Origin of the sequence: Bacillus sp. 165 (genome assembly GCF_017742235.1) — a bacterium.
GTDB lineage: Bacteria > Bacillota > Bacilli > Bacillales > Bacillaceae_G > JAGHKQ01.
Genome location: NZ_JAGHKQ010000001.1, coordinates 563,062 through 575,542, shown reverse-complemented (window position 1 = coordinate 575,542; position 12,481 = coordinate 563,062). Strand labels below are relative to the sequence as shown.

At 37.6% G+C, this 12,481-nt stretch carries 12 protein-coding genes and 1 other annotated feature; of the genes, 10 read left to right on the top strand and 2 right to left on the bottom strand.

Translation table 11 applies throughout. From position 1 onward, the window contains the following. Positions 1-3 precede the first annotated feature (3 nt). The 7 genes from J7Q84_RS02980 to J7Q84_RS02950 all read left to right on the top strand — a co-directional run bounded on the left by J7Q84_RS02980 (position 4) and on the right by J7Q84_RS02950 (position 6,365). Entirely contained in the window at positions 4-735 is a 732-nt protein-coding gene (locus J7Q84_RS02980; RefSeq protein WP_209092895.1) for an alpha/beta hydrolase, read from the top strand. Positions 736-763: 28 nt separating this feature from the next. Beyond that, positions 764-1,639, top strand: coding sequence for an NAD-dependent epimerase/dehydratase family protein (locus tag J7Q84_RS02975; protein WP_209092894.1), 876 nt, complete (start codon positions 764-766; stop codon positions 1,637-1,639). Between the two features lie 71 nt (positions 1,640-1,710). Next, positions 1,711-1,902 carry a ComZ family protein gene (locus J7Q84_RS02970; RefSeq protein ID WP_209092893.1) on the top strand — a complete coding sequence of 64 codons (192 nt, stop codon included), beginning with the start codon at positions 1,711-1,713 and terminating at the stop codon, positions 1,900-1,902. A gap of 232 nt (positions 1,903-2,134) precedes the next feature. Next, positions 2,135-3,067 (top strand): beta-ketoacyl-ACP synthase III, encoded by a 933-nt coding sequence (locus tag J7Q84_RS02965; RefSeq protein ID WP_209092892.1) that lies wholly within the window; start codon positions 2,135-2,137, stop codon positions 3,065-3,067. Positions 3,068-3,098: 31 nt separating this feature from the next. Continuing rightward, entirely contained in the window at positions 3,099-4,340 is a 1,242-nt protein-coding gene (gene fabF, locus J7Q84_RS02960; RefSeq protein WP_209092891.1) for a beta-ketoacyl-ACP synthase II, read from the top strand. A gap of 196 nt (positions 4,341-4,536) precedes the next feature. Next, a complete protein-coding gene (locus J7Q84_RS02955) occupies positions 4,537-5,325 on the top strand; it encodes a DUF2268 domain-containing putative Zn-dependent protease (RefSeq protein ID WP_209092890.1) in 789 nt (262 codons plus the stop codon). Positions 5,326-5,615: 290 nt separating this feature from the next. Next, complete coding sequence (locus tag J7Q84_RS02950) at positions 5,616-6,365, top strand: YjbA family protein (RefSeq protein ID WP_209092889.1); 750 nt, start codon at positions 5,616-5,618, stop codon at positions 6,363-6,365. A gap of 245 nt (positions 6,366-6,610) precedes the next feature. Here the strand turns inward: J7Q84_RS02950 and trpS are convergent, their stop codons facing one another. Beyond that, positions 6,611-7,600: a tryptophan--tRNA ligase gene (trpS, locus tag J7Q84_RS02945; RefSeq protein ID WP_209092888.1), complete on the bottom strand. Its 990-nt coding sequence runs from the start codon at positions 7,598-7,600 to the stop codon at positions 6,611-6,613. Positions 7,601-7,726: 126 nt separating this feature from the next. Then, positions 7,727-7,937 (bottom strand) — a binding site (T-box leader). 49 nt (positions 7,938-7,986) lie between these two features. After that, positions 7,987-8,370: a DUF3899 domain-containing protein gene (locus tag J7Q84_RS02940; protein WP_247739032.1), complete on the bottom strand. Its 384-nt coding sequence runs from the start codon at positions 8,368-8,370 to the stop codon at positions 7,987-7,989. Positions 8,371-8,717: 347 nt separating this feature from the next. Here J7Q84_RS02940 and J7Q84_RS02935 point away from each other — a divergent pair, with 347 nt between their 5' ends. The 3 genes from J7Q84_RS02935 to opp3C all read left to right on the top strand — a co-directional run bounded on the left by J7Q84_RS02935 (position 8,718) and on the right by opp3C (position 12,460). Further along, positions 8,718-10,361: a peptide ABC transporter substrate-binding protein gene (locus tag J7Q84_RS02935; protein ID WP_209092887.1), complete on the top strand. Its 1,644-nt coding sequence runs from the start codon at positions 8,718-8,720 to the stop codon at positions 10,359-10,361. Positions 10,362-10,511: 150 nt separating this feature from the next. Next, on the top strand, positions 10,512-11,441 hold the full coding sequence (gene opp3b, locus J7Q84_RS02930; protein ID WP_209092886.1) for an oligopeptide ABC transporter permease: 930 nt from the start codon (positions 10,512-10,514) through the stop codon (positions 11,439-11,441). Next, entirely contained in the window at positions 11,441-12,460 is a 1,020-nt protein-coding gene (gene opp3C, locus J7Q84_RS02925; protein WP_209092885.1) for an oligopeptide ABC transporter permease, read from the top strand. Before opp3b ends, opp3C begins: the two co-directional genes overlap by 1 nt. Positions 12,461-12,481 lie beyond the last annotated feature (21 nt).

Genomic DNA, 12,481 nt, shown 5'->3' with positions numbered 1-12,481 from the left:
ATTATGTGTATAAGAGAACGATTCTTTTTGCTAGAAGGAGAACCGTGTGTCATTCATTTGCCCGAAAAACCGAATGGGTTTGGAATTTTACTTTTAGGAGATACCAATCATTTTGTGGACAAAAGTACGAGTTTATGGATGCAGCATGCAGGTAAATCAAGATTGTTGGAGCATTTAAGGAGCAAAGGATACACAATTTTTTCCTCTAATTTTTATGGTCGTCATTGGGGATCTAAAAAGGCAATTCGTCTTGCCAAACGTTTATATTATGATGTGATGAGAAAAGAAATATTAAATGAAAATATCCATATTATAGCAGAAGGGATGGGTGCTTTGCTGGCTATACAGTTAGCAGCTGAGCTTTCGGTCATACGTTCAATTGCTATGATCAACCCATGCTTAGACTTAAAGAAACATGTTGAATTAGAAAAAGAGCGCAAATTTTTTTATAAAAGACTTATACGTGAACTGAAAATAGCATATGAAGCAGATGAAACCAGTATAGGAGCTTTGATTGAAAAGCAGTCATTTCATCATTATCCTTCTGCAGTACCTGTAAAGGTTTGGATTGCTATCCATGAAAGAAAAGAATTCAAAGCTCTGTACCGAGAATATGAGAGGAAGCGAGAACGAGAAGGGGGGCTCGTTTCAAGTTCTTTTTATATACAGGAAGCAAAGTACGGAATCGGGAATTCTATTTGTCAATTTTACAAACTGTATGAAAAAGATTTATAAAAGGCTATTTTGAACGGAGGGATAACAGGTGAAAGGAGCTGCTGTAGTTGGAGTTTGGTCATTTGTTGGGTATCATTTGCTTTTAAAGTTGCTAGACGAAGAGGTAGATGTAGTTGGAATCGATCAGGAGCCATTGAGCAAGCTAAGCCGCATAAACGAAGAAAAACTGTTTCTTATAGGGAGAAATGCATATTTTTCTTATTATTCGTTACAGGAAAAAAATGTGTTTCAACAGATGCAGCCTGACGATATAGATACGGTCTTTTTTTGTTTATATGAACCAAATCAACCTTCTTTTCCTTCTGAACGAGAAGAGGAAAAAACATTTAAAGAGGTAATTCGATATTGCGCTCATTATAAAAAAAGGTTAGTGTTTTTATCTTCAATTGAGGCTTCTGCTGTACACCTTCATACCATGAAGGGAAAGAAGGAAAATCATATTTCAACAGAAAACGGGAATTTTTTTTATAAAAGAGAAGCTTCGCTTACGCACCATCAAATTTCATATGCAGTATTGCAAGTTCCTGTTGTATATGGGCCATGGCAGCCTTCTTTTATGACATATCATCAGCTTATCCTTTCACATATTTTGAATCAGGATTTAAATATTGAGAGCAACGAAACAAGCGAAGACAGCATTTATGTAAGTGATGTGGCACAATGTTTGTATGAAATGGGAAAGCAAGAAACAAGCGAAATATATTTTATAGAAAGCGGACAATCGGAGCAGTGGAAAAAAGGGATTGAACTGCTCAAGGGAGAAACTGAGGGCTTTCTAACTCCAAAACCAAGTGAAAAACATACAGCGTTGCGGTATGCATATCGCCCGCAGTTTACTTTAAAAGAGGGACTTATTGAGCAAGAAGCTCATATTAAAAAGTATCAGCACTTGTATAATACCTAACAGCAATGGTTGAATGAGTGGTTTATTGCGCGTTATAATAGTGGATATGTAACAAAGAAAGGAAGAGATCCATGAATCAACAGCGCAGCATGCAATTTTTACAAATTGCACTAAGTCATTTACCTGAAGCTAAGGAGCTTTTAGAGCAAAGCGGGATAGAACTAGATATGGAAAAAGTGCAACCTGTAATGGAGTTGCTGATGAAGGTAATGAATGACGCTTATGAACTAGGAAAAAAAGAAGCATTTCAAGAACAGAATTGATAAAAAACCGGCATGCTTTGCCGGTTTTTTATATACGCATGTACGGTCTCCTTATTTTTTGATGTATAAGAAAATCAAATCAATCTGTATAGCGTTATTTAGTAAAAGTCACATTAGAAATCCCTCATAGCTTTAAAAAATGATTCGAAAATTGGTATATGGACAAACAAAACTTTATAGATTAAAATTAGTACCAAGTCATAATATTTGATATAAAATGGAGGGATGAACTGTGAAGGCAGGCATTTTGGGAATCGGAAGCTATGTGCCAGAGAAAGTCGTTACAAATAAAGACTTAGAAAAGATTGTCGATACAAACGATGAGTGGATTCGCACAAGAACGGGAATCGAGGAACGCCGCATTGCCAGTGACGATATAGATACATCTCATATGGCAATAGAAGCAGCAAAGCGTGCCATTGAAGATGCTGGAATCCATCCAGAACAAATCGATTTGATTTTAGTTGCTACAGTTACTCCAGATCGTGCATTCCCAACGGTTTCTTGTATGCTTCAAGAGAAAATCGGTGCTAAGAATGCAGCGGCAATGGATATCAGTGCGGCTTGTGCAGGGTTTATGTATGGAATTATTACAGGCAGCCAGTTTATTCAAACAGAAGCCTATAAATATGTATTAGTAGTAGCCAGTGACAAGCTTTCAAAAATTACTGACTGGTCTGATCGTAATACGGCAGTTCTATTCGGCGATGGAGCGGGAGCAGCAGTAATGGGTCCTGTGTCTGAGGATAAAGGGATTTTATCCTTTGAACTAGGGGCAGACGGTACTGGGGGTATGCACTTATACAAAGATGAATATGTTATTATGAATGGAAGAGAAGTATTCAAATTTGCCGTGCGTCAAATGGGAGATTCTTGTATGCGAGTGTTGGAAAAAGCAGGTTTAACGAAGGAAGAGGTAGACTTCCTAGTACCGCATCAGGCGAATATCCGCATTATGGAATCCTCACGACAACGTTTGGAGCTTCCAGAAGATAAGATGAGCACAACGATTAAGAAATTTGGAAATACTTCCGCTTCCTCTATTCCGATTGCTCTAGTAGAGGAAAGAAAAAATGGCCGTATTAATGATGGGGATGTTGTTATTATGGTAGGATTTGGCGGAGGTTTAACTTGGGGGGCAGTTGCTCTTCGTTGGGGAAAATAATTATTTTTATTTATAAAGGAGTGTCTTAAGTATGAACAAAAGGCGAGTAGTCGTGACAGGTTTAGGTGCAGTAACTCCAGTAGGAAATGATGTAGAGACAGCTTGGAATAGCGTGATTAACGGTATCTCAGGAATCGGTCGTTTAACACGTTTAAATCCGGATGATTTTCCAGCAAAGGTTGCAGCAGAGCTGAAAGATTTTGACATTGGACAATATGTTGATAAAAAAGAAGCGAGAAAAATGGATCGTTTTACGCAATATGCTGTAGCAGCAGCAAAAATGGCGGTAAACGATGCAAACTTGACAATTAATGATGAAAATGCTGCCCGTATTGGAGTTTGGGTAGGATCAGGGATTGGCGGTATGGAAACGTTCGAGGAGCAATTTACAGTTTTTAAAGAAAAAGGACCTCGCCGTGTAAGTCCTTTCTTTGTTCCGATGATGATTCCTGATATGGCTGCTGGACAAGTTTCCATCGCATTGGGAGCAAAAGGAATCAACTCTTGCACAGTAACTGCATGTGCATCTGGAGCCAACTCCATTGGAGATGCATTCAAGGTTATTCAACGTGGAGATGCAGATGCTATGGTTACGGGAGGAGCAGAAGCACCATTATCACAAATGGCGTTTGCAGGCTTCAGTTCTGCAAAAGCTCTTTCTTTTAATGAAGATCCAGCGACAGCATGCCGTCCATTCGACAAAAACCGAAGTGGTTTTGTTATGGGAGAAGGTGCAGGTATTTTAATATTAGAAGAATTAGAGCATGCTTTGGCACGTGGGGCAAAGATTTATGCAGAAATTGTGGGATATGGGGCTACAGGAGATGCATTCCATATCACGCTTCCAGCTCCAGGAGGCGAAGGCGGTGTTCGTGCAATGCGTCAGGCTTTAGAAGATGCAGGATTGCAGCCGGATGAAGTAGATTATATCAATGCTCATGGGACGAGTACTGAGGCTAATGAAAAGTATGAAACAATGGCGATTAAAGAAGTATTCGGGGAGCATGCATACAAGATAGCAATCAGCTCTACAAAATCTATGACAGGCCATTTGTTAGGCGCAGCAGGAGCAGTAGAGGCTATTTTCTCTGTTAAAGCTATAACAGACGGAATTATTCCCCCAACAATCAACTATGAAACACCAGATCCTGAGTGTGATTTAGATTATGTTCCGAACGCTGCAAGGCAGCAAAATGTCCGTGCAGTACTAAGCAATTCATTAGGTTTTGGCGGTCATAACGCAGCATTAGTGTTCAAAAAATACGAAGCGTAAAAAAAACGTGCAGGGCAAAAGCCTGCACGTTTTTTTTATGAAAACAAATAGGAAAGAGACACACAGAAGTATTTTATTAGTGATTAAGAAGCTGCTTTTTATAAAAGTAGAAGATGTGTTTAAAAGTGCACGAAAGGAGGACCTTCTTTCCTGATTTCACATATTAATATTTAAAAGGTGTAAGGAGGGGAGACGTGTGGGGGTCGTTCGAACGGATAAATGGCTGCTTGAACAGTATGAAACACCTTTGATAATATGCAAGCGTTTAAAAACACTTCTGCCATTTGAAACAGAGGAACTGTATGAATATTTACACAAATCCGGCATGTATCGGCCAGTTTCCGGAGGGAAAGAGGAAGTTGAGCATCTGCAAGAGAATAATATATGGAATGAGATACAAACAGAGTTAAAGCATATTCGTAAATGGCTTCGTGGACCTGATGTTCCCATCTTCATTTTCCCCTCAGATCGTTATAATCGCACAATACAGAGAGAATACGGTGGGAAGAGCGGCTTGGCCTTTCCTAATTGTATTTTTCTATTTGTTTCAAGCCATAACAAGATCGAAGAAATAAAAGCAGTTTTAACTCATGAATATCATCACGTGACCCGTTTGCATGCATTGCAAAAAAAAGAGGAAGAGTGTACGCTGTTAGACACTATCATTATGGAAGGGCTGGCAGAGGTAGCGGTTGCAGAGTGGTATTCGGAAGCCTTGCATGCTGTTTGGGTTTCCTATTATACGAAGCAGGAAGCTTTATGGTTATGGCGCAGGCATCTTCGTGATAATGTCAATGTAAAGAGGGGTACGAAACAACATGAAAAGTTGTTGAATGGGGGAAATCTATATCCTAGTATGCTCGGTTATTGTGTAGGGTACCATGTCGTGCAGGATTGTATTGCAAATTCTGGTTTGAACAGCAGAGAGTTGCTGACTATGTCAGCTGAAGACATTTTAACTCTTGCATCCTCTTTTGAGCAGTAGGTTAGTTAACTATGATGAGCAACTTGGTCTCATAGTTATACATAGTAATAAGACCTTATAATATGAGTAGTATAGGAGAAAGAAGTATAGCATATGATTGTACTGTAGGAGAACAGCTTGTTTTATATCTCGTTATAATTTACGTAATATTTAATCAAAAATCTGTAAAATATATAGAAAATTCACAAAATATAGATGCAGCAATATGAATATATTACCTGTATTGGAATAATTTTTTGAAGCGCTGACCATACTGATATTTACAAACAGTTGTGAAGTGAGGGGTAGTTATGTTGTATCTGCATGATGTATGGGTAAACTGGTTTGAAGGTGAGGAAAATGGATATAATGTTTGTCATTTTTACGAATGGCGCAAGGACGACAGTGTGGAACTATTGGATCAAGTACCTCTTGTAAAAGTAGAATCTGCTTTATTTCATTACATCGAGAATGAACTCATGGAATTGCCTGCGAAATTGCTAGAAGAAGTGTATCAAAAGGCATATGTGCGCAAAAATCATGAGCGGCTGCAGCTTGATTACTGTTTTGTTGTATCGGATGGAAAGGGTATTCTGGCCGTGGATTCAATAGGCTATAATATACCGATACGCAAAAGCCGACTCATTCCTAGACAGGAACAAATGGTGTATGAAATGATTGAAAATGCAGAAGTGCACAGGTACGATTTTTCTTATCCGCAAGATGTCAAAAAAGAGCACCATATTTTATCCCCATCTCCATACATGATGAGCGGCCTGACACGAAAAGAAAGACAGCTTAAGCAGCTTCTCTTTATGGCATTAGACCAATTACATACGACTAAGAACGCAGCGGAAATCCGATATTGGTACACAGAGTGGGATCCAGCATCATATCAAAATGTTCAAGATTTAGAATTCGAAGAAGTATGGAATCGTTTATTTGAAGAAGCAAAATACGGCTGGAGTGACAAGCATGAACAGTTGTGTGAACGTCTTGTAAAGGGACAGCCCTTCTTTGAAAAGCTATGGGAATTAGAAAAAGAACCTAAAGTAAATTAAAGAATATGGATATGTCTTCGGACAAAGCAGGAGGAAGACTAGTCTTTTATTACACAACACTAAAAAACGAGCACATTGACTTGTGCTCGTTTTTTTAATTGTACCTGCGACGCATGTGTTTGGAAGTTATATTAATTTTGAAATATAATAATTTGTGATGATTTGTAGGAATTCTGCTTGAAGATAGTTTGCTAATCACAAACTATCTTCAAGCAGGATTTATAACGAAAACTTTTAGTATTCCCTTATCTTCTTTTACGGCTTAATCCCATTGCATTTTCTACTTTGCGAAGCATCTTCATGGCAACATAGTTTGCTTTTGCTGCACCCTGATCTAAAATGTCGTCTAGCTCAGGAGAAGTCAGTAATTCACTGTATTTTTCTTGGATTGGCTTTAGGGCTTCTACCACTACTTGAGCAACATCTGCTTTAAACTCTCCGTATCCTTTTCCTTCATATTGGGCTTCTAATTCTGTAATAGAGCGGCCAGAGAACGATGAGTAAATTGTCAATAAATTTGAGACACCAGGTTTATTTTCTTTATCATATTTTACAATTCCTTCTGAGTCTGTTACAGCACTTTTGATTTTCTTTTCAATGGTTTTCGGATCGTCCAAAATACTGATTACGGACTTTGGATTAGGGTCAGATTTACTCATTTTTTTTGTTGGCTCTGTTAAAGACATAATTCTTGCCCCAACTTTCGGCATATAAATGTCTGGGATTGTAAACAATTCGCGGTAGCGTTTGTTGAAGCGCTCTGCTAAGTCGCGTGTTAACTCAATATGCTGTTTTTGATCATCCCCTACAGGAACAATATCAGTGCTATATAGAAGAATATCTGCAGCCATAAGAGGGGGATAGGTTAATAGTCCTGCTGCAACAGACTCTTTTCCTTTTGATTTATCCTTATATTGAGTCATTCGTTCTAATTCGCCAACGTAGGCAATGCATTGTAGAATCCATCCAAGCTGTCCATGTGCAGGTACTTCTGATTGAACAAAGAGAGTTGCCTTTTCGGGGTCAATACCACACGCCAAATATAAGGCTGCTAGGCTGCGGATGTTCTTTCTTAGTTGTATTGGATCTTGAGGTACAGTAATTGCGTGTTGATTCACTACGCAAAAGTAGCATTCGTGCTCATTTTGAAGTTCTACAAATTGTTTCATTGCTCCAATATAATTTCCAATTGTAATAATACCGCTCGGTTGAATACCGGAAAAAATAACTGACATATTCATTCCCTCCAATAAAAATAAAATAAGAAAGCAGATATGGTCTGTCTAATTCTGTACGCAGAGGAAGTAGATGAGGCTCCTGCTTTCTCAATGGTATAAAAAAAGTCCATTCATCCCCGTAAAACAAGGGACGAATGGACCGCGTTGCCACCCTAATTATTTCGCACAGAGCGAAATCACTTAAGTCCGTAACGCCGGACGAAACGCCAAAGCCTACTATTAGTTCAGTTTGGTGCTCAAAAGTCCATTCCGTATTATGCAGCTGCTTGTTTGCACCAACCACAAGCTCTCTGAGAGCGCATCAATACGTACTCTTCTTTATCATCGCATAAATATCATTTTAGTTTAGATAACATTATAACAAATCGTCAAAAAGATGCAAGTCAGCTTATAAGAAAACTGAGAATAGTTGAAATGAAAGCTAAAATCAAACCGCTTATCAAGATAGGATATGTTAAGTTAAATGAGTATGTTCGATATATAATGTCACGTTGATCTGCTTCAGATTTTTCTTCTTCAATCAAGTCTTCTGCTTTTTTATTAGCTGATTTAAATAATCTTCGAAAAGCATAGCGGGTTATGTTAAAAAAGCCTTGCCCTAGCACAAACATAAAGCCGCCGACCAGAATAAATAATAATGCGAAGTAAAATAGTGAGTTTACGAAATGTAATAAAAAATTATCGGCACCATTAAATACAGCTATTATTCCTGAAATGAGTGCTGAACTTCCTGAAATGACTAGTGTTAGCTTTTTTTTATTTTGCAAAAACCTTCAACCTCCGCCAAGTTAAGATATAGATATTATACAATAACTTAATAATGTGACAATAGACTGCAAGATGCTGAAAGTAAATAATATTTAAATATAAATTAAGAAGAAATATACTTTGATATAACAATATTTATTCACGAAAAATACACAAAATAAATTATTCTTTAAAAATTTTAATAAAAAAATACAAAAAGTATATTCACAATTGTCGGAATATATGTATAATGAAAGTGTAGCAACAAAACGACAAAAAACGATATATATCGCCAATTGTCAGAATATTTAAGAAGCACTTCTTAAAATTTGTTGCCAAATATAGATATACAGGGAGGTCGCAAAACATGAAGAAAAAGCTAACGGGCCTTATGGCTTTGACATTAGCAACCAGTTCATTTTTAGCAGCTTGTGGTGGAGACAAAGAAACTACTGCAACAAAAGACAAAGAAGCATCAAAAGGAAATGTGAAACAAGTATTAAATTTATTAGAGTCCTCTGAGATTCCATCTATGGATTCTACTTTAGCAACAGACGCTGTATCATTTAACGTAATGAACAACGTAATGGAAGGATTATACACTCTTGGTAAAGGGGACAAGCCTGTTCCAGCTGTAGCTGAATCTTATGAAGCAAGTGAAGATGGCAAAAAGTATACATTCAAGCTTCGCAAAGACGCTAAGTGGTCTAATGGTGACCCTGTAACGGCAAAAGACTTTGTATATTCTTGGAAGCGTGCAGTAGATCCTGCAACAGCAGCAGAATATGCATACATCATGTTTGATGTGAAAAACGCTCAAAAAATTAACAATAAAGAAGTACCAGTAGATCAGCTTGGAATCAAAGCAATCGACGACTATACATTGGAAGTAGAACTTGAAACTCCGGTTCCATACTTCTTAAGCTTAACTTCATTCCCTACGTTCTACCCGTTAAATGAAAAATTCGTAACAGAACAAGGCGATAAGTTTGGTCTAGAAGCAAATACAACAATCTATAACGGCCCGTTCGTATTAAGCGAATGGAAGCATGAGCAAAGCTTCCAGTTAAAGAAAAATGAAAGTTACTGGGATAATAAAACTGTAAAGCTTGAAGAAATTAACTACAGCATTGTAAAAGACGTAGCAACAGCTGTTAACTTATATGACACAGGTGAAGTAGACCGTGCTGGTTTGAGTGCAGAGTTTGTAGACAAATATAAGTCTTCTCCTGACTTCAAAACTATGGAAGAACCAACTTTGTTCTTTATTCGCTTAAATCAAAAAGACAAGAACTTGGCTAACGTGAACATCCGTAAAGCAATTTCTATGTCTTATGATAAAGAAGGCATGGCGAACGTAATTTTAAATAACGGTTCTGTGGGAGCATACGGTTTAGTTCCTCAAAAATTTGTACAAGGTCCTGATAAAAAGGATTTCCGTGAAGAAAACGGAAAATTAGCGAAAACTGATGTCAAAGAAGCTCAGAAATTATGGGAAGCTGGTAAAAAAGAACTAGGTGTTGACACAATTCAACTAGAATTGCTAAACTATGATAGTGAAAGCGCTAAAAAAATTGGCGAATATTTAAAAGAACAAATGGAGAAAAACCTTCCTGGTTTAACTGTAACAATCAAGCAACAACCATTTGCTCAAAAACTAGATTTAGAGTCTAAAGGCGACTATGGTATGTCCTTTGCTGGTTGGGGTCCAGATTATCCAGATCCAATGACATTCTTAGATATGTTTGTAACTGACGGTTCTCATAACCAAATGGCATATTCTAATGCTAAATATGATGAGTTGATTGAAAAAGCAAAAACAGATATGTCTGATTTACAAGCTCGTTGGGATAATATGCTAGAAGCTGAAAAAATCTTATTTGATGATGCTGCTATCGCACCTCTATACCAACGCGGTATTGCATATGTACAAAAAGATTATGTAAAAGGTATTTTAGAGCACAGCTTTGGTGGCGACTACAGCTTCAAGTGGGCATACATCAAGAAATAAGGGAACGCACGGTAGTTCAAGAGAGTATATGCATGTACGGCATGTACTCTTCTTTTACTCATTGACGGAATGTTCTGTTCATTTGTACTTGAATTTGCAGAACATTTCGTTAAATAAAAGAAAAGGCTAAATTATTAGGGAGGTGCTAGTGTGGGACGTTATACTCTTCAGCGTTTCGGCTACATGATTATTACGTTATTTTTAATTGCAACATTTACATTCTTTTTAATGAAATTAATGCCGGGTTCTCCATTAACTAACCAAGAAAAATTAACACCTGAGCAAAAAACAGTCATATATGAAAAATATGGACTAAATGACCCTGTACCAGTGCAGTATTTTAATTACATGAAAAATTTAGTGCAAGGTGATTTAGGCATATCTTTTAAATATGATAACCGCCCTGTTACAGAAATGATTACCACACGTATTGGACCATCAGCGCAATTAGGTTTTCAAGCACTTATTTTAGGAACTACGCTCGGTTTATTGCTTGGTATTGTTGCAGCCTTGAGAAATAACTCTTGGGTAGACTACTCAGCAACCGGAATTTCCGTAATTGGTATTTCCGTACCGTCATTTGTATTTGCTGCACTTTTACAATTTTACGTAGGTGTAAAATTAGGCTGGTTGCCTGTAGCGTTCTGGAAAGGCTTCGAGTATACAATCATGCCGACAATTGCATTATCAGTGGGGGTAACGGCTACAATAGCACGTTTTACGCGTACAGAAATGCTGGAGGTACTATCTTCTGATTATATCTTAACTGCAAAAGCAAAAGGTGTTTCTCAAATTGGAATCATTGTTAAACATGCGTTGCGTAACGCACTCATTCCGGTAATTACAATTTTAGGACCAATGGCAGTTAACTTAATGACTGGTACACTGGTAATTGAGCGAATTTTCTCAGTTCCAGGTCTAGGGGAACAGTTCGTACAATCTATTACAGTCAATGACTATACAGTTATTATGGGTACAACTATTTTCTACAGTGCGTTATTTATCCTTGTAATTTTTGTTGTTGATTTACTATACGGAGTAGTTGATCCGCGTATTCGTGTAGCGGGAGGGAAGAAATAATGAATAAATTAGAAAATCGAAAAATTTCACCTGAGTTGTTTCAGCCTGCTAACTTAGCTGAAATAGACAACGAACTAATCGCTCGTCCCAGCTTAACGTATTGGCAGGATGTTAGAAGACGTTTATTCAAAAACAAAGGGGCAACTTTAGGGTTGATTATCATTGTTATGATCGCACTTTTTGCAATATTTGGTCCATCTATGAACAAATATTCTTACAAAGATCAGGACTTGAATTTTGCGAAGTTACCTCCAAAAATTCCGGTATTGGAGCATATTGAATTTTTACCATTTGACGGTAAAGATCAATATGGGGTAGACCAATATGCTAAGCGTAATATCAAAGAATATTTCTGGTTTGGTACAGATGACCTTGGCCGCGATCAATGGACAAGAACGTGGGAAGGTACTCGAGTATCTATTTATATCGGTTTGTTAGCTGCAGTAGTTGATATGATCATCGGTGTAACGTACGGAAGTGTTTCAGCATTTTACGGCGGCCGTATAGATACTATCATGCAGCGTATAGTGGAAGTGTTAGTAGGTATACCATATTTGATTATTGTTATTTTGCTCGTAATCTTATTAGAGCCTGGAATATTATCTATTTCCCTTGCTTTGGTGGCAACTGGGTGGATTAACATGTCACGTATCGTACGTGGACAAGTCTTGAAATTAAAAAACCAAGAGTATGTATTGGCATCTCGTACATTAGGTGCTTCTAATGGTAAATTAATTTTGAAACACTTACTTCCAAACGTTATGGGTCCAATTATTGTAATGGCGATGTTCACAATTCCTGGTGCGATTTTCGCGGAATCATTCTTAAGCTTTATCGGCTTAGGTATTCGTCCTCCGTTCGCATCCCTAGGATCACTTGTTAATGATGGATATAAATCTATTCAAACGTATCCGCATATGATGTTCATTCCTGCATTTGTAATCAGTTTACTGATTTTAAGCTTTAACTTATTAGCAGATGGTTTACGTGACGCACTAGATCCAAAAATGCGTAAGTAGTAAGATAGAAAGGAGAGAAAA